The 23869-nt window shown below is 41.6% G+C and carries 22 protein-coding genes; 12 read left to right on the plus strand and 10 right to left on the minus strand.

Features of this window, described 5'->3' with window-relative positions; all coding sequences use genetic code 11:
- Positions 1–72: 72 nt before the first annotated feature.
- Complete coding sequence (locus tag QZT69_RS01860) at positions 73–1848, minus strand: ABC transporter ATP-binding protein (RefSeq protein ID WP_294669977.1); 1776 nt, start codon at positions 1846–1848, stop codon at positions 73–75.
- A 94-nt stretch (positions 1849–1942) separates the two neighbouring features.
- Between QZT69_RS01860 and QZT69_RS01865 the strand changes: the two genes are divergently transcribed.
- The 5 genes from QZT69_RS01865 (at position 1943) to QZT69_RS01885 (ending at position 6107) form a co-directional block, all read left to right on the plus strand.
- Positions 1943–3040, plus strand: a complete 1098-nt coding sequence (locus tag QZT69_RS01865; protein WP_294669978.1) for a Glu/Leu/Phe/Val dehydrogenase dimerization domain-containing protein — start codon at positions 1943–1945, stop codon at positions 3038–3040.
- 22 nt (positions 3041–3062) lie between these two features.
- Entirely contained in the window at positions 3063–4010 is a 948-nt protein-coding gene (nusB, locus tag QZT69_RS01870; RefSeq protein ID WP_294669980.1) for a transcription antitermination factor NusB, read from the plus strand.
- A 4-nt stretch (positions 4011–4014) separates the two neighbouring features.
- Positions 4015–4410, plus strand: coding sequence for a DUF1573 domain-containing protein (locus QZT69_RS01875; RefSeq protein ID WP_294669982.1), 396 nt, complete (start codon positions 4015–4017; stop codon positions 4408–4410).
- A gap of 103 nt (positions 4411–4513) precedes the next feature.
- Complete coding sequence (gene yajC / locus QZT69_RS01880) at positions 4514–4777, plus strand: preprotein translocase subunit YajC (RefSeq protein ID WP_294669984.1); 264 nt, start codon at positions 4514–4516, stop codon at positions 4775–4777.
- A 154-nt stretch (positions 4778–4931) separates the two neighbouring features.
- The gene (locus QZT69_RS01885) at positions 4932–6107 is read left to right on the plus strand and encodes a hypothetical protein (RefSeq protein ID WP_294669986.1); all 1176 of its coding nucleotides are present in this window, start codon (positions 4932–4934) and stop codon (positions 6105–6107) included.
- Positions 6108–6220: 113 nt separating this feature from the next.
- Here QZT69_RS01885 and QZT69_RS01890 read toward each other — a convergent pair whose 3' ends face one another.
- Positions 6221–7399 carry an acetyl-CoA C-acyltransferase gene (locus QZT69_RS01890; RefSeq protein WP_294669987.1) on the minus strand — a complete coding sequence of 393 codons (1179 nt, stop codon included), beginning with the start codon at positions 7397–7399 and terminating at the stop codon, positions 6221–6223.
- A gap of 134 nt (positions 7400–7533) precedes the next feature.
- Here QZT69_RS01890 and QZT69_RS01895 point away from each other — a divergent pair, with 134 nt between their 5' ends.
- A complete protein-coding gene (locus QZT69_RS01895) occupies positions 7534–8517 on the plus strand; it encodes a DUF3078 domain-containing protein (protein WP_294669989.1) in 984 nt (327 codons plus the stop codon).
- An 18-nt stretch (positions 8518–8535) separates the two neighbouring features.
- A complete protein-coding gene (locus QZT69_RS01900; protein WP_294669991.1) occupies positions 8536–10617 on the plus strand; it encodes a hypothetical protein in 2082 nt (693 codons plus the stop codon).
- 59 nt (positions 10618–10676) lie between these two features.
- Here QZT69_RS01900 and QZT69_RS01905 read toward each other — a convergent pair whose 3' ends face one another.
- Entirely contained in the window at positions 10677–11603 is a 927-nt protein-coding gene (locus tag QZT69_RS01905) for an SPFH domain-containing protein (RefSeq protein ID WP_294669993.1), read from the minus strand.
- A 206-nt stretch (positions 11604–11809) separates the two neighbouring features.
- Between QZT69_RS01905 and QZT69_RS01910 the strand changes: the two genes are divergently transcribed.
- On the plus strand, positions 11810–11938 hold the full coding sequence (locus tag QZT69_RS01910; RefSeq protein ID WP_281281538.1) for a hypothetical protein: 129 nt from the start codon (positions 11810–11812) through the stop codon (positions 11936–11938).
- Positions 11939–12131: 193 nt separating this feature from the next.
- Here QZT69_RS01910 and QZT69_RS01915 read toward each other — a convergent pair whose 3' ends face one another.
- From QZT69_RS01915 to QZT69_RS01925, 3 genes are all read right to left on the minus strand, one after another.
- Entirely contained in the window at positions 12132–14204 is a 2073-nt protein-coding gene (locus tag QZT69_RS01915) for a M13 family metallopeptidase (RefSeq protein ID WP_294669995.1), read from the minus strand.
- Positions 14197–14661 carry a GNAT family N-acetyltransferase gene (locus tag QZT69_RS01920; RefSeq protein ID WP_294669998.1) on the minus strand — a complete coding sequence of 155 codons (465 nt, stop codon included), beginning with the start codon at positions 14659–14661 and terminating at the stop codon, positions 14197–14199. The genes QZT69_RS01915 and QZT69_RS01920 overlap by 8 nt, the downstream gene beginning before the upstream one ends.
- A 68-nt stretch (positions 14662–14729) precedes the next feature.
- Positions 14730–16373 carry an acyl-CoA carboxylase subunit beta gene (locus QZT69_RS01925; protein ID WP_294670000.1) on the minus strand — a complete coding sequence of 548 codons (1644 nt, stop codon included), beginning with the start codon at positions 16371–16373 and terminating at the stop codon, positions 14730–14732.
- 99 nt (positions 16374–16472) lie between these two features.
- Between QZT69_RS01925 and QZT69_RS01930 the strand changes: the two genes are divergently transcribed.
- Positions 16473–17117: a protein-L-isoaspartate(D-aspartate) O-methyltransferase gene (locus QZT69_RS01930; RefSeq protein WP_294670001.1), complete on the plus strand. Its 645-nt coding sequence runs from the start codon at positions 16473–16475 to the stop codon at positions 17115–17117.
- 92 nt (positions 17118–17209) lie between these two features.
- Positions 17210–17878, plus strand: a complete 669-nt coding sequence (locus tag QZT69_RS01935) for a hypothetical protein (RefSeq protein ID WP_294670003.1) — start codon at positions 17210–17212, stop codon at positions 17876–17878.
- Between the two features lie 52 nt (positions 17879–17930).
- Here QZT69_RS01935 and QZT69_RS01940 read toward each other — a convergent pair whose 3' ends face one another.
- Positions 17931–18710 carry a DnaJ domain-containing protein gene (locus QZT69_RS01940; RefSeq protein ID WP_294670004.1) on the minus strand — a complete coding sequence of 260 codons (780 nt, stop codon included), beginning with the start codon at positions 18708–18710 and terminating at the stop codon, positions 17931–17933.
- 348 nt (positions 18711–19058) lie between these two features.
- On the opposite strand from QZT69_RS01940, the gene QZT69_RS01945 reads away from it, so the two are divergent.
- Together QZT69_RS01945 and QZT69_RS01950 are read left to right on the plus strand one after the other, a co-directional pair.
- Positions 19059–19592: an RNA polymerase sigma factor gene (locus QZT69_RS01945; RefSeq protein ID WP_294670006.1), complete on the plus strand. Its 534-nt coding sequence runs from the start codon at positions 19059–19061 to the stop codon at positions 19590–19592.
- Positions 19579–20673 (plus strand): head GIN domain-containing protein, encoded by a 1095-nt coding sequence (locus QZT69_RS01950; RefSeq protein ID WP_294670008.1) that lies wholly within the window; start codon positions 19579–19581, stop codon positions 20671–20673. Before QZT69_RS01945 ends, QZT69_RS01950 begins: the two co-directional genes overlap by 14 nt.
- Before the next feature lie 275 nt (positions 20674–20948).
- Here the strand turns inward: QZT69_RS01950 and trxB are convergent, their stop codons facing one another.
- The 3 genes from trxB to QZT69_RS01965 all read right to left on the minus strand — a co-directional run bounded on the left by trxB (position 20949) and on the right by QZT69_RS01965 (position 23866).
- Complete coding sequence (gene trxB, locus QZT69_RS01955) at positions 20949–21896, minus strand: thioredoxin-disulfide reductase (RefSeq protein ID WP_294670009.1); 948 nt, start codon at positions 21894–21896, stop codon at positions 20949–20951.
- A gap of 145 nt (positions 21897–22041) precedes the next feature.
- Positions 22042–22599 (minus strand): rRNA adenine N-6-methyltransferase family protein, encoded by a 558-nt coding sequence (locus tag QZT69_RS01960; protein ID WP_294670011.1) that lies wholly within the window; start codon positions 22597–22599, stop codon positions 22042–22044.
- Positions 22592–23866, minus strand: coding sequence for a dihydroorotase family protein (locus tag QZT69_RS01965; RefSeq protein WP_294670014.1), 1275 nt, complete (start codon positions 23864–23866; stop codon positions 22592–22594). Before QZT69_RS01965 ends, QZT69_RS01960 begins: the two co-directional genes overlap by 8 nt.
- Positions 23867–23869: the final 3 nt, after the last annotated feature.

Below are 23869 nucleotides of genomic sequence, written 5' to 3' on the forward strand. Positions count from 1 at the left end.
AAATTATCAAGAAAGTTTAAAAATGGATTTTCTTGATAATTCACACATTCATAATTGATAATTATTTCCGGTCTAGTCCTCAATAACCTTTGGTTCTTCCATCAATTGTTTGTCGTGTAATTCTCTGTATTGGCTATTGATTTGCAATAGATCGGCCGGTTTTCCTTCCTCTATGATTTTTCCCTCTTCCAGCACCAAAATGTAATCAGCATTCCGAAGACTGGAAATACGATGGCTGACGATAACCGATGTTGTTTGGTTTTCCTGGTTCAGCTGCTTCAGGTTTCGGAGGATAATTTCTTCGGTTTCCGTATCAACGGCTGATAAACAGTCGTCTAAAAGCAAAATATCCGGTTTCCGTATCAATGCACGTGCAATGCTTACGCGTTGTTTTTGTCCGCCTGAAAGGTTCACGCCGCGCTCACCGAGGATGGTTTCAAATTTATCCGGAAATGCTTCGATGTTGTGCAGTACGTGTGAATTCTTTGCTGCATTCGTGATTTCTTCTTTTGTTACGGCTTCAAAATTCAGTGCACCGAAAGCTATGTTGTTATAGATGGTGTCGGAAAATAAGAATACATCCTGGGGGACAACGGAAAGGTGTTTGCGGTATTCGGTGAGGTTGAGCGAATCCAGTTTTTGGTCATTATATCGGATTTCTCCCTGGGTCGGATCCAACTGACGAACAATCATCTGCAGCAAGGTCGATTTCCCGGAGCCTGTTTTCCCGATGATTCCCAGTGTTTCTCCACGTTTTAGCGTGAAATTGATGTCTGAAAGCACATCGGGTAAATCTGGTCTGTAACGAAACGACATGTTTTTGAACTGAAGTTCTTTGAATACTTCCAGTGGAGCTTCCGACTGGTTTTTGATTGCCGGTTCTGTTTTCAGGAATTCGTTGATGCGCTCCTGGGAAGCTGCTGCCCGTTGATTAATACTCGTTACCCAGCCGATGCTCGCAAAAGGCCAGGTTAGGTTGTAGATCAAAAGAATGATTGAAACAATATTCCCTGTTTTGATGCTTCCGTCAAAAGTGAGCAATCCGCCCATGTAAATACTTAACAGGGTGCTTGTCCCGATCAATAAGGAAATAGTCGGCATAAACAATGCATTCGTTCTTACCAGGCGCATGGTTTTCTTCAAATAGGACTTCGAGCTTGTTTCAAAGTTCGTTTTTGCATGTTTTTCCTGGATGTATGCTTTGATCACGCGGATGCCGGAAAAAGTTTCCTGTCCCAAAGTGCTCAGGCGCGATTGTTCCTGCTGCACCTCTTTGCTCAGCTTATTCATCCGGTTTGAAACCAAATAGATCAAAGTTGCCATCAAAGGAAGCGGGGCAAGTGCATAAAGTGCCAGTTCCGGATTAATTTTCAACATTTCATACAAGCTGAAAGGGAATAACGCAAACAGGTTGACGGTATACATGATTCCCGGTCCTAAATATTGTCTGACTTGCGAAACGTCTTCGGAAATGCGGTTCATTAGATCTCCGGTTGATTGTCTTTTGTAAAAGCCGTAATCCAGCTGCTGGTATTTTTCGAAGATTTCGTTTTTCAGGTCGAATTCGATATACCGCGACATCACGATCAGCGTTTGACGTGTCAGGAAGAGGAAGAATCCTTTAATTATGTTAAAAAGTATGATGAGCCCGGCAAGTCCAAGCACTGTCCAGAAAAGAGTCTGACCTTCACTTAATGGATTCTTTCCGGAAAGAAAGTTCATGGATTCACCTACAAAGACAGGGATTTTGGCTCCGAAGTAATTACCGGCAATAATAAACAGGATGCCAAGCAGCAATCGCCAGCGGTATTTGTATAAATATTTGTTTAAATAGCTTAGAGACTTCATTCGATAAATTTCCTATTTTTGCGAGCGCTAATGCGATTTTGTTCGAATTACAAAATTAGCCATTCGCATTGAAATAAAAGATTAAAAGTCGCGTATGTTTGAAGTAAAAGAAGTCAAAGATCTAAATCTGGCTGAAAACCCCGTTATTTCTCAAATGAGTATGTATAACCACGAGCAATTGTTATTCTGTAACGATACTGCAACTGGCCTGAAAGCAATTATTGCTGTACATAACACCGTTTTAGGACCTGCTTTGGGAGGAACCCGCATGTGGATGTACAACAATGAAATGGAGGCTTTGAATGACGTACTGCGTCTTTCAAGAGGGATGACATACAAGAATTCAATTTCAGGATTGAATTTGGGAGGTGGAAAAGCGGTGATCATTGGAGATTCTCGCTCCATGAAATCAGAAGCTTTGTTCCGTCGTTTCGGGAAGTTCGTAAACTCTTTGGCTGGAAAATATATTACTGCAGAAGATGTGGGTATTTCTCCGGTGGATATGGTTTGGGTTTCTATGGAAACAGATCACGTAGTAGGTTTGCCGGGAAAAAGCGGTGATCCTTCGCCTGTAACTGCTTACGGTGTTTACATGGGAATGAAAGCATGTGCAAGCCAGCAGTTCGGTTCTGATTCTTTGGCTGGTAAAAAAGTGGCTGTTCAGGGTGTTGGTCACGTAGGTGAATACCTGGTAAAACACCTGGTTTCTGAAGGTGCAGATGTTACAATCACGGATATTCACCAGGATACTTTGAAACGTGTAGCGAATGAATACGGAGTGAAAGTGGTTGGATTGGATGAAATCTACGACGTACCGATGGATATTTATGCCCCATGTGCTTTGGGAGCAACTATTAACGATGATACGATCAACCGTTTGAAGTGTTCTATCATTGCCGGAGCTGCAAACAACCAGTTGGCAAACGAGAAAATCCACGGTCAGCTGGTGAAAGACAAAGGAATTATTTATGCTCCTGATTTTGCATTAAATGCAGGTGGTGTGATCAATTGTTATTCGGAAGTGGCTGGCTTGACAGCGCAATGGTCGATGGCTAAAGCGGAAGAGATTTACACAACGATCGGAAACATCGTTTCCCGTTCAAGTGCTGAAGGCGTTCCGACTTACCAAATTGCAAACAAGATCGCTGAAGAGCGTATTGAGTCAATCGGTAAAGTAAAATTACCACTATAAAAAGATAGGAGAGTAGTTTATAATGCTGAATAGAAGACATTTACGAATTAAAGTTTTGCAGGCGCTTTACGCTTATTTCCAGGGAGATGAGGAAAGCATCAAGAAAACCGAGAACGAACTCATGCAGGCAGTGGATCGCATTTACGATCTTTACTTGTATTTATTGCTGAGTTTCGGTGAGTTGAAAGACATTGCAGAACATCGTATTGAAGAAAATAAAAAGAAAATCCGTCCTACGGAGGAAGATCTGAATCCGAACCGGAAGTTTGTGGATTCTTTGGTTATCCAGGCATTGCAGGACAGTTATTCCTTGCGGGAAGCTTCGGAAGACCGTTCGGTGAACTGGATTGGTGATGAGCACCACGAAATGTTCCGCAAGATCTATCTTCAAATGAGAGAAGGGGAAACCTGGTTTGCTCATATGAACAACGAGGCAAGGGATTTTGAAGAAGATAAAACCTTCATGATCAACCTGTTTAAAGCAGAGATCGCAAATTCCCCGTTGATTTATCACTTCTTTGAAGAGAAAAGCATTCACTGGCTGGATGATATTGATCTGGCTTGTCAAATGGCGATCAAATCGATCAAAGCGATGGAGGAAGGACAGAAATTCATTGCAATGCCTTTGTATAAAGACAAGGAAGATGAGCAGGAATTCATCCGTACTTTGTTGCGTAAGACCATTTCAATGGATTCGGAGAATTTGTCATTGATCGATGAATTAACGGATAACTGGGAGTTGGAGCGAATTGCCAAAATGGATATTCTCCTGTTGAAAATGGCAATTACGGAGCTTCAGGTTTTCAAAAGTATCCCGAAAAAAGTGACTTTGAACGAGTATATTGAAATCTCGAAATTCTACTCCACTCCAAAAAGTCACGGATTTATCAACGGAATCCTGGATAAGGCCGTTGATAGATTGGTAAAAGATGGAAAAATTTCTAAACTCGGAAGAGGTTTAATGGATTAATGTTATGAGAAAAGTTTTGTTTTTGGGCCTGGCCTTATCGTTTTTGAGTGCTTGTGGATCGGATTCTCCTTCGGAAATCGTTGGTTACAAGACAACGATGAAAGTGGCAAGTGTTTTTAATGCCGGGAAAATTGCAAGAGGTGAGGTAATTCACGCTAACTTTGTAGTTGAGAATACCGGTGAATACCCATTGGTATTGTCTGATGTTTCAGGATCTTGTTCCTGTACGGTTGCTGATTGGAGCAAAGAACCGATCGCACCGGGAGAAAAAGGATTTGTGAAGGCAAACGTTAAAACGGAATCTTTTTCGGAAGGGCCGGTTACCAGAAGTGTAACAATCCTTTCAAATACAACGCCTCCAAATACCAAAGTGGTGGTTGAGGCAACGATAATTAAGTAGGTTCAAAAGTTCAAATGTTGAACAGTTCAAACCATTGAACTTTTTTAACTCTTTGAACACATTGAACAATCAGTTAGTAATAGTTAAAATAAAAAATAGAGTTATGCAAATTATAATGCTCGTGTTGATGTTAGTGGTGTTTTACTTCTTTTTAATTCGACCGCAACAGAAAAAACAAAAAGAGCTTAAAGCGTTTCGTGAGAATTTGAAACAAGGAGATAAAGTGGTGACTATCGGTGGAATTCACGGTAAAATCCTGGAGATCACAGATACAACTGTTTTGATCAATTCCGAAGGTACTAAATTGCGTTTTGAAAAATCTGCAATTTCTACGGCAGTAGCTGATAACTTGGGAGTTCAGGCTTAATCATCCATTACCGGTTAAAAACATCAAAGCATCGTCGATTGGCGATGCTTTTTTGTTTCCCGCAGATTACGCAGAGGAGCGCAGAAGTTTGGATGTTTATTCACAATGTTTAAATTTATTTCCGAAATTAACAGAGTAATACTTAATCACTATAATGAATGCATTCGAAATTTTAAGATTCACAAAAAAGTATTTTCCTTTAGTTAGACCTAGTAATGAGGATTTTGAAGGTTACATAAATAATATTTTAGATGAATATCAAGTTTTAGTTAATGAGTCAATAGAGCTTTTTGATTCTGAAAAATTTATAGATAGTGGATATATTAAATTGGGAAGAGAAAAGTTTATTGATTCATTTAACTTTCTTACAGAAGCAATTTCTGCTGCGATAACACTTTATTTAAATGGTTTTCCGAATCGTGCTTTTGAGAAATTAAATCACGCAATGTCCAAAATTCAATATGAAGATAAAAGCATCGAATATCTCGGTGGAGCTACTATAGTAGGAAATGGGTCTTACAAGTTTTACCGAATAAGAGAAAGTGATTCAAAACATACATTATCTAGATCAGAATTATTTCATGTTCCATTTTCACAAAGACGAAAAATTCATACTAAAAGATATAGTATTCCAGGGTTACCATCGCTCTATTTGTCAGATTCGATATATGTTGCCTGGGAAGAATTGGGACGACCAAAATTTGATCAGATACAAGCTGCTCGTTTTGAACTTGATAAAAATTTTTCAATATTGAGTTTAACCACAGAAATATATTGTAAAGAAGATTTCTTGGATACTATAATTAATTCATCTACGATTAATTATGGTAATGAGAAAACTTTTAGTGCTTATGATAGAGCATTGCAGGCAGTATTCATGTTTCCATTAATTTTAGCATGTTCTATTAAGGTTAATGACAATTCCGATGTTTTTAGGCCGGAATATATAGTTCCACAAATACTGTTGCAATGGATTACAATGAATAGTCGTTATCAAGGAATTTGTTATACGACTTCACATATTAATTTTACCAATAATAATTTTGAAGGTAATTTTAGGAACTATGTTATTCCTTCAACTCAAAGAGATAGTGATTATTGTTCTAAAATTGGGCGACTGTTTAAAATGACAGAGCCTATTTCAGCAGAATTGGTGTCATTAAATGAAAAGACGAATATAATTCAGCATGCATCTTCTCAATATGAAAATGCAAAAGTCAAATCTGTCGAGATAATTAATGGGCAAAAATCAGTTTATACATATACCAAATTTGCCTCATTAGACGAAGCCTTAAGCCATTTACCAGCAACTAATATAGATTTTGTCTAACAATAGTGAATTCTAATAAATAACTTCTGCGCTCCTCTGCGTAATCTGCGGGAAATATGAAAACAAAAAATGCCACCCCGAAAAGGAATGGCATTCATTAGTGTATTTATCTCTTAAATATTCTCGATAATCATCGCAGAAGCACCACCGCCTCCGTTACAGATCCCTGCACCACCAATCTTTCCGCCGTTTTGTTTCAATACGTGGATCAATGTTACAATGACACGGGATCCGGAGTTTCCTAGCGGGTGGCCTAAAGCAACAGCTCCACCGTTCACGTCCACTTTTGCAGGATCCAATCCTAAAATTTGTGTATTTGCCAATCCAACCACAGCGAATGCCTGGTTCAACTCCCAGAAATCAACCTGGTCAGTTTTTAAACCCGCTTTTGCCAATGCTTTCGGAACTGCTTTTGAAGGTGCTGTTGTGAAGAATTCAGGCTCGTGAGCAGCATCTGCATAACTAACGATTTTTGCAATCGGCTTCAATCCGTGTTTTTCAACTGCTTCTTTGGAAGCAAGGATCAATGCGGAAGCTCCGTCGTTCAAAGTAGAAGCATTTGCTGCCGTAATTGTTCCTTCTTTATCGAAAGCTGGTTTCAGGGAAGGAATTTTATCTAAAAATACGTTTTTGTATTCTTCGTCTTCAACTACTAAGATCGGATCGCCTTTACGCTGCGGAACAGAAACTCCAACCACTTCGTCCTTGAATTTTCCGGATTCCCATGCTGCAGCTGCGCGCTTGTATGAAGTAATCGCAAAATTATCCTGGTCTTCACGAGTGATGTTGTATTTTTGAGCTGTTTTCTCAGCACATGTTCCCATAGGAACTTTGCTGTAAACATCCAGTAATCCGTCTTTGGTGATTCCATCCAGCATTTGGATGTTCCCGAACTTCATACCGTTTCTTCCGTCCAAATAATGAGGTGCCTGGCTCATGTTTTCCATTCCACCTGCAACAACGATCTCGTTGTCACCTGCTAAAATCGTTTGAGCACCCAACATGATGGACTTCATTCCGGAAGCACACACTTTATTTACAGTAGTACAAGGAACCGTATTTGGTAATCCTGCACCCAAAGCAGCCTGACGGGCAGGAGCTTGTCCGACACCGGCTTGCAATACATTTCCCATGAAAACTTCATCAACCAATTCAGGCTTCAATCCTGATTTGTCCAATGCACCTTTGATCGCAACTGATCCTAACTGGGTAGCAGGGATAGAGGATAATCCACCCATAAACGCTCCCATCGGAGTGCGGACGGCGGCAATAATGTATACTTCTTTCGACATAGCAATTTTAAATTTCGAACCCAAATTTACTCATTTTCTTGGTTTATTCACTTTCCGAAGTTGGAATCTAAGAGAAGGATTGTTAATTTACGATACGGATTTCACTAATTTTACACCTTAAAAATAAATTGTGTATGAAGATCAGTATTCTTATTGTAACATTATTGGCCGGATCTATTGCTTTTTCTCAAACCGATGCAGAAAAACTACGGGATGATATCAAAAAACTCGACGCACTTCATGATTCGTTGATGCCAAAGAGATGGACAGTAACCAGTTTGTTCGGGTTGTCAGGATCACAAACAGCTTTTGTGAATTGGGCTGCCGGTGGTAGAAATAACGTTGCAGTTCTGGGATTCATTGATTTCTCTGCAATTTATCAACATAGAAGAATCAAATGGTCAAACGATGTGAAACTGGCTTTGGGGGGAATGTATTACACGGATTCACTGGGGAAAGTTCAGGGACTTCAGAAAACCGATGATCGCATTGACCTGGCAACTTCCATAGGTTATGAATTCAAAAAGCATTGGTTTGCAACGGCAATCGGCGGATTCCGGACACAATTCCTGGATGGTTTCAATTTCCCGAATGATTCTGTGCCGATATCGCGTTTTATGGCTCCCGGGTATGCTAGTTTTTCATTGGGTATCGAATATGCGCCGGTAGAATATTTCAATGTTTACTTGTCCCCGATAGCTGCTAAAATGACTTTTGTAAACGATCAGCGCCTTGCCGATGCAGGAGCATTTGGAGTGCAGGCCGCAGAACTGGATACCAGCGGAAATGTGTTGAAAAGAGGTCTGCGTTTCAGAAACGAGATCGGAGCTTATTTCAGACTGCGGTTCCAAAAGGAATTGTTCAAGAATATTGAAATGAAAACGCGTTTGGAATTGTTTAGCAATTATGCTGAAAATCCGCAGAATATTGATGTAAACTTTGAAAACATCTTCACTTTTAAAGTCAATAAGTGGTTCCAGGCATCTTTACAGTGGAACCTGATCTATGATGACGATATTGATATTCGCGATTCAAAAGGCAAGACCGGACCGAGAACCCAGTTTAAATCTGTTTTGGGAATAGGAATTTCGTACACTTTAACGAATACGAAAAAGTAAAAAGCGTATTTTCGTTCCATGAATTATTTTTCCGATCATTCTTTATGGTGGTTGCTGCCTATATCCATACTTGCTGTAGGCTTCTCGTTTTATTATTATTTCCGGACGGAACAAAAATCGATCTGGCAGAAGAACCAGTTGCGCGTATTGTTTTCACTGCGTACTCTGAGCCTTTTCCTAATTGGATTGCTGCTCCTGGGTTTAGTTTGGGAAACGATCACTTACCGTCCTGAAAAACCGTTGATCATTACGATGGTAGATTCGTCTTCTTCCATGATGAATTACAAGGACAGCAGTAATGTAAAGAAGCAGATCGGAAATTTCAGGCAAGAGCTTCCTAAGGTATTGGGCGACGGATATGAGTACCTGGAGCTTGCTGTGGGAACGAATGTCCGCGATTTGGATAAATTGTCCTTGAAAGATAAATCCAGTGACCTGGCAGCCGGGTTCAAACAGATCAAAGATCGTTTCTTCAACCGGAATATCGGAGCTATTATTTTAGTGTCGGATGGAAATTACAATCAGGGTGTTCACCCGATGTATGAAGCGGAACGAATTGAATTGACACCGGTTTTTTCGCTTGCAGTGGGTGATACAACACTAAAACGCGATATTATCGTAAGATCGGTTAATTCCAATGAGGTAGCTTTTTTGAACAATGAATTCCCGATCCAGGCATTGGTTGATTTCCAGCGTGTTCCTCCTGGTTCTTACCAGGTGAATTTACTGCAGAATGGAAAAGTGGTTCAGTCGCAGCGGGCAGTGGTGAGTAATTCCAGCCTGGACCAAAAAGAGTTTTTGTTTACGGTATTGGCTAAATCCAAAGGTTACCAGCGTTTTACGGTTTCTGTTCAAAGCATAAACGGGGAATTTACCAAAGACAACAACCAGCAGACTTGTTTTGTAGAAGTCATTGACTCGAAAAGCAATGTTTTGTTGCTGGCAAGTGCACCGCACCCGGATATCCAGGCTTTGCGCTCGGTTTTTGAACTGGACCAGGAAGCGGTAATTACTTCGGAATTAATAAGCAATTATTCGCTGGGAGCAAAAATTCCGGATTTTGTGGTTTGGTATGAGAATGGTTTACGACCGAATGCTTCTTTGTTCAAACAATTGCAGGAAAAGGGAATCCCGGTTTTAATGATCTTAGGTCCGGGTGTATCGACCAGCTTGCTTCAAACATACGGACTAGCCATGAAATCTCCGAACGGGAACCAGTTTGAGGATGTTTATCCTTCGGTTGCCAAAGGGTTTAATTCATTTGGCTTATCGGCCGATTTTACATCGATTGTTCCTGTTTTGACGCCTTTGCGTACAAAATTCGGGATGTATAAACTTCCTGCAAACAGCGTGGTCATTCTGAATCAGCGTATCGGGAATATTTCGAAAGATAATCCATTGATTGCGGTTTCACAGACACAGAAGTCCAAAATAGGTTTTATCCTGGGAGAAGGTCTTTGGCGCTGGAAAATGAAGGAATTTATGCAGAAGAAAACAACTGCAGGTTTTGAAGAGTTTGTTCAGAAATTGACTCAGTATATTTCGGTGAAGCAAAACCGCGAACCTCTGCGTGTAACACTTCCAAAGCGATTCAACACGATCGAAGATATCATTTTTAAAGCCGAATTTTACAATGAGTCCATGGAGTTAATTACGACTCCAAACCTGGAGATGACCATTACAAAACGTGGCGAAAAACCATTCAGGCAGTTATTTTCACCGACAGCCAATTTTTACCAGTTGAATGTGGGGCAATTAGAGTCCGGGACTTACGATTGGAAAGTGATTGCAGATAACAACGGGAAAAAATATGCGAAATCAGGATCTTTTGCGGTTGATGAAATTTCGCTGGAAGACCAGGATACGCGTGCCAATTTCTCCACTTTAAATCAGTTGGCAGTGCAGTCGAATGGTTCCTACAAGACTTTGAGTCAGTACAAAGCATTGATCAGTGAAATTAAAACCCGCGGAGATATTACAACCATTCAATATGAAGATACCGGTTACCAGGAACTGATTGACTGGAAATGGATCTTTGCACTGATTATAGCGCTGCTTTCAGCAGAGTGGTTCCTGAGAAGGTGGTGGGGATCGTATTAATTAAAAACGTAGGGGCGTCCTGGATAAGCCGGGACGCCCCTACGTTTTTTAACGATTAATTATTTTTTCTGGGGGGTCATATTCGCAGCCATCATCTGCTTTACGGTTTTTTCCATCCCGTCAACAGAACCATCTAAGAAAATGACGTTTCCTTTTCCTTTCTCGGCGAATTCCTTCACGGCTTCTGTCCACATGGAGAACAAGATCAGGGAAGTGTCCAGGTCTGCAGCTTTCATTTTTTCTGCAGCTTCTGTCATACCTTGTGCAACTTCCTCGCGGAATAAGGCAATCCCTTGTCCTTTCAACTGAGCCGCTTCTTTTTCTGCCTGTGCAGCAATTTTGATTGCGTTTCCGTCTGCTTCGGCGGCTTTTGTTTTGGTGATCAATAAAGCCTGACCTTCGTTTTCTGCAGCAGCCTTTAAGTTGTTGGAAGCCACTACTTTTGCCATGGAAGTCGTGATCTCAGCATCAAATGTGATGTCATTCAACTGTAGATCGATCAGGTGGAATCCCCATGTTTCAAGGGTGTGGTCCAGGCTTTCCTTAACATCTGCAACGATTTCACCACGCAGCAACAGGATTTCTGCCTGTTTTTTAGTTGCAACGAATCCGCGCACGGAACCTTCAATGGTGCGGATCAAAGCCTGAATGAAACTTCTTTGATCGACAAATTTAAAGGCTACGTTCTTGATGGTTTCTTCCTGGCTGTCCAGTACCGAATAAACAAGCATTGCTTTGAAGTAAACATTTGCCTGGTCTTGCGTAATTGCCTGGAATTCCATTTCGATAGCGCGGTTTTGGATAGACACGCGGTTATTCAGGCGCTCGAAGAACGGAATGCGGAAGTTTAACCCCGGGTGCATGATTCTGCGGTACTTACCGAACATAGTTACAACAGCAATGGTTCCCTGCTGAACGGTTACAAAGCTGAAGAAGAGAAGGAGCACAGCAACTCCGATTAGAATGTATTTGATTTCTACTACCATAAAAAGTGATTTGAAACAAACATAACTATAATTCAAAAGGTAAAATTCAAAATTTAAAATTTGAACACTTGAACTTTTGAACATTTCTGCTTGTTTCATTTTTTTCGAAAAAAGTTTTTCCTTGTTATAAAATAAACTGAAAAGAAATGCGTTAGAGTAAAAAACGCCCCTTTAATAAGCCTATGGTAAATAAATACTTGACAAACATGCAAACACAGGAAGTTACTGAGATTGCGAATCCATCCGCAGCTGTTATCAGTCAGATTCTGAACTACAGCAAATCATTGGAAGTAAAGAAATTAAAGCGCAAAAAAGTGCTTTTAAATTTAAACTAGAAAAGAAGGGTCCTTAAACGGACCTTTTTTTGTTTACCACCAAGCACACAAGGCACACGAAGATTTATTTGCCCAACCCGTCAATCTCGCAAACAATATTTTTAAAACAACCTCGTGAGCTTTGTGCGCCTCGTGTTAAAACAAAAAGCACCACCCATTTCTGAATGATGCTTCCATTATTTTTTATTCCGGATTACCAGATTTTCGCAACTTTCTCATCCGGGTTACGCATTCTATCTCCCGGTTTTACGTTGAATGCCGCAAAGAATTCGGGGCAGTTCATCAATGGTCCGTTCACGCGGTACATGCCCGGTGAATGCGGATCCGTTGCAATTCTTTTCTTCAATTCCGCTTCCGTGTAATTGATCTTCCACAATTGGGCGTAGGAAATAAAGAAACGCTGAGCCGGAGTGTATCCGTCGATCATCACATTTTTCTTGAAATCATCGGTCATCGTGTAGGCGTAGTAAGCCATTGTCAAACCTCCAAGGTCAGCAATGTTCTCTCCCATGGTCAATTCCGGATTCACACAGTTGTCCGAAATAGGGCAGAACGAACTGAATGTTTTTCCTAAGATTTCTGTTTTGGAAACAAATTTTTGCTTGTCGGTATCCTGCCACCAGTCGTTGAAACTTCCGTCAGCTGCGAATTTGGAACCGTTGTCATCGAATCCGTGTGTGAACTCATGTCCGATTACCATTCCGATCCTTCCGTAGTTTACCGCATCTTCTGCATTTTCATCGAAGAAAGGAGGCTGCATGATTCCGGCTGGGAAAGCAATCTCGTTCAAAAGCGGATGATAATAAGCATTCACTAAGTGTGCGGGCATTTCCCATTCTTTACGGTTGACAGGTTTGTGTAATTTTTCCAGGTTTTCTTTGAAAGCGAAATTTCGGCTGTTATCCGTGTTTGCAACATAATCAACCGGACTGATCACCAATCCTTTGTAGCTTTTCCATTCATCCGGGAAACCTAGTTTTCTTCCGATTGCATTTAATTTTGCCAAAGCTTCCTTTTTGGTATTGTCAGACATCCAGTCTAAACCGTTGATACGCATTCTGAAGCTTGCCAACAGATTATCCACCATCGTGTTTACCCTGTTTTTTGCATTTACGGAAAAACTTTTTTCTACAAATGCTTTTCCAAGTAATTCAGATAAAGTTGAACCTGTGATTTCTTCAATGCATCGCTCTTCGATAGGTTTCATAGTGCCTGTACCGCTCAAAACCCCACTGTAGAACTCAAAGTTGTGTTGTACCCACTCCTCATCCAGTTTGCCCGCGTATGCATTAATCGTACACCAGGACAAGTAATTACTCCAGGATTGGAAAGAGACTTTGTCCATCATGGTATTAATCTGTTTCATGAAGTCAGGCTGTCCAACGATCAGTGAATCAAAATGTTCGCATCCGATTTTTGTGAGGTAAGCTTCAAAGTCGAACTTAGGCATTGCTTTCACAACCTGGTCCAGCGACATTTTGTTGTAAGTCTTTTCCGGAAGGCGGGATTCAGCCGGGGTCATCATGGCAGCAGCCAATTCTTTCTCAAAATTAAAGATGTCGTTTGCTTTCTTTTTCGCAGCCTCTTCCGATTCACCCAATAGTTGAAACGATTTTTGAATGTGCATGATGTAAGCATCACGAATTGCCTGCTTGTTATCCTGGAAATAGTAATCGCGGTTCGGTAGTCCGATTCCGCCTTGTCCCCAGTAAGCAACGTTTTTGTTAACGTCTTTGAGATCTTGTCCGACCCCGAAACCGAAAACGGATTCAATTCCGTACTGGTGCTGCTGAGCTATTACTCCAACAAATTCGTCTTTTGATTTCATTTCGGAGATCTTTGCCAAACGATCTGTCAAAGGTTTTGAACCCGCTGCATTGCGGACAGTCATATTGGTGTAAGAGGTGTAATAATCCCCCAACAACTGGTCCTGGCTTCCGGAAGTTTTTGCAGTGGAAGCTGTAGCAGATTGAAGGATCTCCTTCAGGGTAGCTTTATTTCTCTTGTCCAGTTCGTTGAAGCTTCCCCAACGGGATTCGGTATTTGGTACCGGGTTGTTCTTACACCATGTTCCGTTCGCAAATTGGAAGAAATCATCCTGCGGTTTCACGGAAAGATCCATGTAAGAAACATCAATGCTTGTAGGTTTTGAAGAAACTTCTGTAGCGGTAGCAGCCACTTTTTCAGGAGCTTCGGTATGCGTTTTAGGCGAGCAGGCAACCAGTGAAGTTGCGACAACCGCCAGCGGTAAAATTTTGTTAACCATTGTTTTCAGGATTTAAAAGCATTTCAACATGTGGGATTTCATCTTCAAAGTATTCTTTACCTGTAGATACAAATCCGGATTTATTATAGAACTTTTCCAGGTGTTTTTGGGCCGAGATACGAATCGGAACTTTTCCGAATTCTTCATGGACAAACTGGATACATTTTTCCATCAATTCATATCCGATACCATTTCCACGGCATTCGTTGGTTAGAACCACACGACCGATGGCAACTTCCGGGTAGGAAATTCCGGGGTGGAGGATACGCGCAGTGGCAATCACATCTCCTTTTCCGTCGCGCAGAAGCAGGTGATAGGCTTTCTTATCTTTTCCGTCCAGATCCAGGTAAGAACAGTTTTGTTCCACTACAAAAGCTTTCAGTCTCAAGGCAATAATGTCGTGAAACTCATTCAGTGTTAGTTCTTTGTAAGGTTTGAATTGCCAGTCTAAATGCATACTATTAATTATTAATGGGTTAATTATCAATTATCAAACTTGATAATTCTGAAATTGATAATTGATAATTACGTCTGGATTACTCCAACATTATACGGTTTTTCTGCTTTTTTATGGTTTGCCATTTCAATCCCGATAGACAAGAATTCTCTTGTTTTCGCAGGATCGATGATTGCATCCAACCATAAGCGTGAAGCTGCGTAGTAAGGTGAAATCTGTTCGTCGTAACGCGCTTTGATCGTATTGTAAAGTTCGGATTCTCTTTCCGGTGTAATTTCTTCACCACGTGCTTTCAAAGAAGCAACTTCGATCTGAAGCAAGGTCTTAGCAGCTGAAGCACCGCTCATCACAGCAACTTCGGCAGTCGGCCAGCCAACGATTAATCGCGGATCATAAGCTTTCCCGCACATGGCATAGTTCCCGGCTCCGTAGGAGTTTCCTACTACAACAGTGAACTTCGGAACTACCGAATTTGCCATTGCATTTACCATTTTAGCCCCGTCTTTGATGATTCCGGCGTGTTCTGATTTGGATCCGACCATGAACCCGGAAACATCCTGGAAGAAGATCAGCGGAATATTCTTTTGATTGCAGTTCATGATGAAACGTGCGGCTTTGTCGGCAGAATCGTTGTAGATTACACCACCGAACTGCATTTCACCTTTCGCGTTTTTGGAAAGCTCGCGCTGATTGGCTACAATTCCCACGCTCCAGCCATCCAGGCGGGCATAAGCACAAACGATTGTTTTTCCGTAATCGCTCTTATATTCTGTGATACTTCCTTCGTCAAAAATGCAATCCAGGATATCGTGGACATTGTATGGTTTTGCTCTTTCTGAAGGCAGGATTCCATATACTTTTTTAGCATCTTCCTTCGGTGCAACCGGCTCAATGCGGTCAAATCCTGCAGATTCAGGAGCTCCGATCTGGCTCATCATTTTTCGGATCGTTTTCAGGCATTCTTCGTCATTTGCAACTTTGTAATCACAAACTCCGGAGATTTCAGTGTGCGTGGTTGCTCCGCCAAGTGTTTCGTTATCGATGTTTTCACCGATAGCTGCTTTTACCAGGTAAGATCCGGCCAGGAAGATAGTTCCCGTTTTGTCAACGATCAAAGATTCATCCGACATGATAGGAAGGTATGCACCACCGGCAACACAGCTTCCCATTACGGCTGCAATTTGGGTGATTCCCATGGAACTCATTACGGCGTTATTTCTGAAAATACGTCCGAAATGCTCTTTATCCGGGAAAATCTCGTCCTGCATCGGAAGATAAACTCCAGCTGAGTCCACCAGGTAGATAATCGGAAGTTTATTTTCCATGGCAATTTCCTGGGCGCGCAGGTTTTTCTTCCCGGTAATCGGGAACCAGGCTCCGGCTTTTACTGTTGCATCATTGGCAACCACAATACATTGTTTCCCGGAAACTTTTCCGATCACCATCACAACTCCGGCAGAAGGGCATCCGCCGTGTTCTTTATACATTCCCATTCCGGCAAAAGCACCTACCTCAAAGCGCGGGGTATTCGCATCAAGCAGCATGTCAATTCGCTCACGGGCTGTCATTTTTCCTTTTTCGTGATGTGCAGCGATGCGTTTTTCACCACCGCCTTTCATAATAGAAGCTAGTTCCGACTCCATGCGGGAGATTTTCAGCCTCATTTCATCGTCGTTCTTATTGAATTCCAATTCTTTTGAATCAATTGCCATGTTTCTTCGTTTATTAGCGTTCCAAATATACACAATTCACTGTAGAAACTTTCCTGGGCAATCGGAAAGAATGACCGATTTCTAAATTACTTTTGTTGGATGCAAGATACTTACAAGCACAAGGGAATGAGAAAGCAGTTGATTGATCAATTGCGTCAAAAAGGAATTACGGATGAACGGGTGTTAACAGCTTTTGATGCGGTTCCGAGGCATTTTTTCCTGGATTTGGTGTTCGAACAGCAGGCTTATTCGAATGTGGCTTTCCAGATCGGTGCAGGACAAACGATTTCTCATCCGTACACGGTTGCTTTCCAGACTTCGATCCTGGAATTGAAAAAAGGGGAGAAGGTACTTGAAATTGGTACGGGATCCGGATTCCAAACCTGTATTTTGTGCTCCATGGGAATGAAAGTATTTTCGATAGAACGTCAGAAAGAACTGCACATCAAAGCGAAGAAGATCATCGATCACTTCCGGTTTACGCCCAAATTGTTTTTCGGAGATGGTTACGAAGGGAAAGAAACATTTGCACCTTTCGATAAGATTTTGGTGACGTGCGGAGCACCCTTCATTCCCGAAAAATTGGTGAAACAGCTGAAAGTAGGAGGGATGATGGTGATTCCTGTAGGTGATTTGGATTCCCAGGAAATGCACCGGATTACGAAAATCTCAGAAACAGAATACAAAGAAGAAGTGTTCGGAAACTTTAGTTTCGTGCCAATGCTGGAGAAAACCGTTCGATAATTCAAAATTCAAAATGTAAAATGCAAAAGGTTTTGAATTTTGTTTCATCCTTTTGAATCACAATAAGCGTTGAGCTCATACGTTTTAAAGTCATGAGTAAACTGCCTTTTATTGTTTCGGTATTCTTTTCATTTTTAGGGTTTTCCCAACAGCGTGTCGGTTTGGAACTATTCAGTCATTTGGATGATTTGTCCCTGGGGGCGCATTTCCAGAAGGTAGTAAAAACCAAATTCATTCTGGGCGGTGGTTTCGTGTGGATCAACAGAAGATTGGGAGAAGCTTTTTCGGAAGAGCAATCTTCATCTCTAAGTACTGCAATCCGCAGCGTACCGGTTTCATTTGACCGGAATGGTGAAAAATATGTGGTTCAGGGTTACCGGACAAAGTCCAAAGCCTTCATGCTTACTTTAAATACAGGTTTTTTTCATGAATTTGGTACTGTTCACGGAATCCGGGTGAATTTAAACGGACGTATCGGTGTGGCAGAAAATAAAGGAACATATCACTATTCCGGACAGATAAATGATACGATTGTCCCCGTTAAGTATACCCGGAACCATTTAGTAACGGCTGTTAGCCCGGAAATTTACCATACGCTGCGTCAGCGGCAAAAACTGACCTTTTATTACGGCCTGCGTTTTCCTGTTTATTTCTCTCTGGATAAGCGGTATTTCGATCCCGTTTACAGGAAGGACGGGTTTTACGGATTCGAACCTGAAATTGCTATTGGGATTACATATTTCGTAGGAAAGAAGCTTTAAATTATCAATTATCAAGGGGTAATTATTAAGAATGAGCTTGATTCATTGATAATTAGCCGATCAGGCTTTCGTAAGCATTCTGTATCTCCACAAACTTCTCAGCTGCCATTTTTTGCTGTGATTCCGTTCCGGTAGCGAATCTGTCGGGATGATGGAGTTTTACCAGTTTCCGGTAGGCTTTCTTGATTTCTTCCTGGCTTGCATTTTTCGGAACTCCCAAAATTTCGTGTGCGTATTTTTTAGAAGGAGCTGTTTTTTGCGTTTCTTTCTCCTTGCGGTGCTCGCTGTATGCGGCATAAATAGCAATGATTTTGGTGAGATTATCCGGAGTTAAATCTAAATCGGTATTGATCTTTTTCAGGAAATTGAGTTCGGAGGAATTCATTTTTCCATTGATCAATGCCAAACCTGTCAGGAAATAGATGATCTGTGAGCGGGAACCTTCGTCTTTCAGATGCATTTTCATCCAATCCGTAATGGTTTCTGTGCGAATAGGGTATTTTAGTGAGAACAGGAGTGAATCGCCAAAGTTGTAAGTTGCTTTCGGAAAATACCGGTTGAAATAGTGGTTGATGAACTGGATTTTCTCTTTGGATTCCTGGTAATTGTACAGCATGAGTTTCGCTCCCAATGCCAAATATGCTTCGAGGTAATTGTCTTCCGTGGGTTTCAGGCTTTGCGGGAAAATCCCCTTTCTCCAGGAGCGTGCATGTCTTGTTTTGTAAACATACAAAGTAATTCCGCCTACAAATGGAATTCCGAATAACAAGATCACCAGCCAATCCGGTAAATCGGCTACGGGTTCGAAGGAGAGCGGAAGAAATAGCATCATAAAGAGGTGTTCTAATCTATAAGGCTTAAAAATCCCAAAGTAACAAATATTGGTGAATGAAACTGTGGTAGAAATCTTACTTTTGCTCAGATGGAAAAAAGTGTGGCTGGAGAAGTTAAACCTTATGAGTAGTGACATAAGCGATAATCAATTATTGGATGACCGGGTGGTAATTACGGATTTGTAAGCCTTTTAGTTAATTTCCCTATTAAATATAATATATTGTAAATCAATTATTTAACACGTGTTTTTTACATCGTTTTACACTTTCTTTAAATTAATTTCCACTTCCGTGTCACTTTTCCGCTGCACCTTACACTAACTTTATCAAGAGACCAATTTAGCAAGATGACGGCCACGAAGAAAAAGCGTTTTATGGAGCTTTATGAACCTATACATGTGAGGTTTGAAAAGTTTTGTAAGGCAAGAGCGTACGGGAATTTCAATTTCAAGGATTTGATGCATGATGCGTTGGTGGTCGCGTACGAACGTTTCGATACTTTGAAGCATGAAGAAGCATTTTTGCATTTTCTGTTTGGAATTGCCATCCGCTTATTAGCGAATGAAAACCGAAAGATCAGTACAGAACGTTTCTCCGATCATTCACAAGTCTACAATTATTCGGTAGAGAGTGACCGGACGGAAAGATTATTGGAGATCAATTCCCTGTATGAAGCGATTTCTCAATTACCGGACCTGCAAAAAGAAAGCATTATCCTGTTTGAGATTTCCGGATTTTCTATCAGGGAAATTGCAGCACTGCAGCAGTCTTCGGAAGATGCCGTAAAACAACGATTGGTCAGAAGCAGAAAAAAATTGGTTGAATTGATGACCGAAAAAAAAGAAGTAGCATTAAATAATTTGAGTTATGACAGAAGATAAACTTTCAGGTTTGTTTGATGAGATTCGGAATGAATCGGCTCAGACTTCTATTTCGGAGGTGGATCAGTGGATTGATGCCGCGGTAGCTGCCGGTGCAACAGTTGGACTCTTAGCAACATTGAAATTAATACTCATTAAAAAACCTTTGATTATGTGGACAACATTATTAACTGTAACGGGTGGTGCTTCACTGGGTGCAGTACTGATTTTCAGCAAGCCGGAAGTAAAAGAGAAACCGGTAAAGAAAGAAATCGTTTCTTATACCGCAGCTCCGGCCAGGGATTTGAAAGAAGAAAAAATAGAGACTTCTGTTGAAATAGAGTCTCCCAGGCTGGACGAACCCATCGGAGAGACGAACTCCGAAACATCCAATTTGCCCGAGGATATGGGAGCTCCTGTTCCTGTAAAATACCCGAGATACGATACCCGTTATGAAATCCCGGCTTACAGAAAACCGCAAACAACGGAATCATTTACAAAGGTTCATGTTTCCGGTGCCTTGTATGTAGAATTATCCCAGGGAAAAGCCTGCAGCATACTCGTTGAACCGGAAAGTGCGAAGGACCTGGTGCAGATCGAAATTCAGGATGGAACCCTTTACCTGAAAAATACACCGAATAAAAAAGACCGCAGGGAAAAAATGGTCATCAAAGTCTCTGTGGAAGATTTGAAAGAACTGCACATGAGCGGAGCTACAGCTTTAATGACCATGCACCAGTTCGGACTGGGAACTTTGTCCCTGGAAATGGACGGAGCGAGTAATGCCAATTTGAACCTGAAAACAACGAAACTAAAAGGAGAATTTTCTGGAGCGAGTAATGTAACAATTGAAGGAACTTGCGAAAATGCGGATTTGGATATTTCGGGAGCTGCTCAGGTTAATTTGACAGATCTGCCGGTTAAACATGCAAAAGTTGTTAACAGCGGAGCGGGGCATGCGGAAATTTCTATATCAGAAACTCTGAAAGCTGATGCCTCAGGGGCAAGTGAAACTTACTACAAAGTAGCTTCGGGTTCCACTTCAATCCGTGTAGATGTAAACAGTAGCGGAAGTGCTGTTATCAAGGACGTGAAAAAATAAGAGCCCGCCGCGGCGGACGAAGACGCAGCAATGATCCGTCAACTGACGGATTAGCGCGAAAATTGCCAGGATAAACAAATCGAATTAAGACGCTGTAACAAAGCAAGTTAGTTTATAACCTAAGTAGAGTAAAGAGTCGGCAACGGCTGACGAAAAAGCCCCCGAAGGAGAGTCGGGGGCTTTTTTACGTATGTAATTTTGAAAGGCAACTCAGCCGAGTCTCAAAGGTGACTGAGCGAAGTCGAAGTTACCTTTGTTTGAGAGCGCACCGAAATTTAATGCTCTAAACTTGCCAAATAGCGCTCCGCATCCAAAGCTGCCATACAGCCAGTTCCAGCAGCGGTAATTGCCTGACGGTATGTTTTGTCAGCAGCATCACCTGCAACGAATACTCCCGGAACATTCGTTAAGGAAGTTCCCGGTTTTTCGTATTTGATATATCCCGTTTCATCCAGGTTGATCCAATCCTTGAAAACATCGGTGTTTGGTTTATGTCCGATTGCTACGAAGAAACCTGTAGCCGGAATTTCTTTTTCTTCTCCTGAAACGTTGTTTTTTACTTTTACTGCCGTAACTCCGTTTCCGTCACCCAATACTTCAACGGTTTCCGTATTGTGAAGGATCTCAATGTTCGGTGTATTGCGAACACGGTCTGCCATGATTTTGGAAGCGCGGAATTTATCCGTACGAACCAGCATGGTAACTTTTTTACATAACTTTGAAAGGTAATGTGCCTCTTCACATGCAGAATCTCCGGCACCGACAATCACAGTCTCTTGTCCGCGGTAGAAGAATCCGTCACAAACTGCACATGCAGAAACTCCACCACCGATTGAAAGGTAATGCTGCTCGGAAGGTAATCCCAAATATTTTGCAGCTGCTCCGGTAGAAATGATTACTGTGTCAGCATGAATTTCATGTCCGTCTTCAGTCCAGCACTTATGAATCGGTCCTGAAAAATCTACTTTTGTGATAAAACCAAAACGCACATCTGTTTCAAAACGCTTAGCCTGAGCCTCCAATTGAACCATCATTTCAGGACCTGAAATTCCGTCAGGATATCCCGGGAAGTTCTCCACTTCGTTGGTTGTTGTTAACTGTCCGCCCGGTTGCATTCCCTGGTACATGACAGGTTTCATTTCTGCTCTTGCAGCGTAGATTGCAGCAGTATATCCGGCAGGACCTGAACCGATGATCAGGCATTTTATTCTTTCAGCGCTCATGTTTTGTTTTATGTTTAATTTATGTTTGATCCGTTGTGGCGGATAATTTGTCAAAGCAGTGCTTCTTTTTAATCTATAAAATTAGAATTTTCTTTCCTTCCGGTAACACCTGGGGAAGCAAGCAGATTTTAATAGGAATCCAAGTTTATTTTCGACAGTAATAAATAAAAGCAGGAGGGAAGTTGGCAGGAGTAAATGCAATTTCCATATGCTTAAAGAACTGCTTGATGTTTTTCCTGGCGTTCAGGGAATATTGGAACTGGACATACAGGGAGTTGGCATGCATCACGCGATGACTTTCTTTTAAAATATTGTTCTTCAATTCACTCGGAAAATTGGCAAGCGGAAGTGATGAAACAACTGCATCTGCCTGCGAATAACCATTTTTTTCGAGGTATTCACCAATTTTTTCAGCAGAGTCGTGGATCAGGATCACACGCGGGTCTTTGAACTCTTTCTTCAATTGGTTCATGAAACTGTCATTCAGTTCAAATACCAGTAAAATGCCGTCAGGGCTCAGTTTTTGTAAAATTTTCCGGGTGAACACACCGGTTCCGGGACCTAGTTCCACAATCACTTTAGCAGTTGAGAAATCAATTTTCTGCAACATTTTTTTTGCTAAATACTTGGAGCTTGGAGCCATTGCTCCAACCATTTTACGTTCTTTCCAGAAATTACGTATAAACGAACGCTTATCAGACATTTTCTCTTGTTTCTTTCAGTGCGAATTTACCATTATTGATAATTCCATATACAAATCCGCTCAATTCTTTATTCAATGCAGGTGTGTTGGTGCAGGGGATCACTAAATCCTCCCGGGTGAATGTCCAAGGTTTTCCGGGGATAAACAACGATAAATCAGCTATTGACTGGTCTTCAATCGGCGCAGTATTCAGCGACAATAGCGCTCTGGATTTTTCAGTCAGTCCATTCACAACCAATTCCAGGTCAAAGTCCGGACAGGCTCCCAATTCGCCGAATAGCGTTTGGATAGTGCTGTTCCCGAAGTTCGCATGGTCAAATTCCAAATCGGTTTCTTCCGTGTCATTCGGACGGTGATCGGAAACAATGCAGTCGATTGTACCGTCTTTTAATCCGGCCCAAAGTGCTTTGCGGTCTGTCTCCGGTCGAAGTGGCGGCATTAACTTGAAGTTCACGTCGAAATCCAGTACTGCAGTTTCGTTATAAATCAAATGCTGAGCATGAACGTCTGCCGTGATATTCAATCCTTTTGCTTTCGCTTTCCGGATCAGGTCAACGGATTCTGCTGTTGAAATACCTGTTGCATGCAGGTTTCCGCCGGTGTATTCGAGTAATCTTAAATTTCGTTCCAATTGAATGATCTCACTGATTGCCGGGTCTGCTTTCAAGCCTGTTTTTGTGGAAGCTTCACCTTCGTTGACCATTCCGCCTCCTGAAATGGATTTGTCATGTGCAAATCCAACTACGATTCCGTCAAAATTCTTCGAATAGAGCAGGGCACGGTACATGATTCCGCCGTTTACAGGAACCAGGTCATCTGAGAATAAGCGCACTCCGGATTGGAACATGTCGTACATTTCTGCCAAAGCTTCTCCCTGGTTCTTTTTGGTGATACAGCCCATCGGGTGCAGGGAAGTCACGGCATTCTCACTTCTTCTCAATACATATTCCACGCTCGTCTTGTTGTCCAGAACGGGCTGAGTGGAAGGTAAAACGGCAACGTGTGTAAATCCGCCGAATGCAGCAGCGTCTAATCCGCTTTGAATAGTTGATTTATGTTCTTCTCCCGGGTCTGCAAAATGTGCTTTCAGATCGACCCAGCCTTTTGAAATGTGCAGGTTTTCTTCCCGGATCTCCAATTCACAAGAACGCTCGATTTTAGCCGAAATCTCATGAATTTTACCGTCTTCCAGGTAAATATCAACCTTTTTGCCATTCCATTTGGAGCTTTTGTCTATAACCGTTGCTTGCCGGATCAATAATTTCATATG

This window comes from uncultured Fluviicola sp., from assembly GCF_902168135.1.
Taxonomy (GTDB): domain Bacteria; phylum Bacteroidota; class Bacteroidia; order Flavobacteriales_D; family Crocinitomicaceae; genus Fluviicola.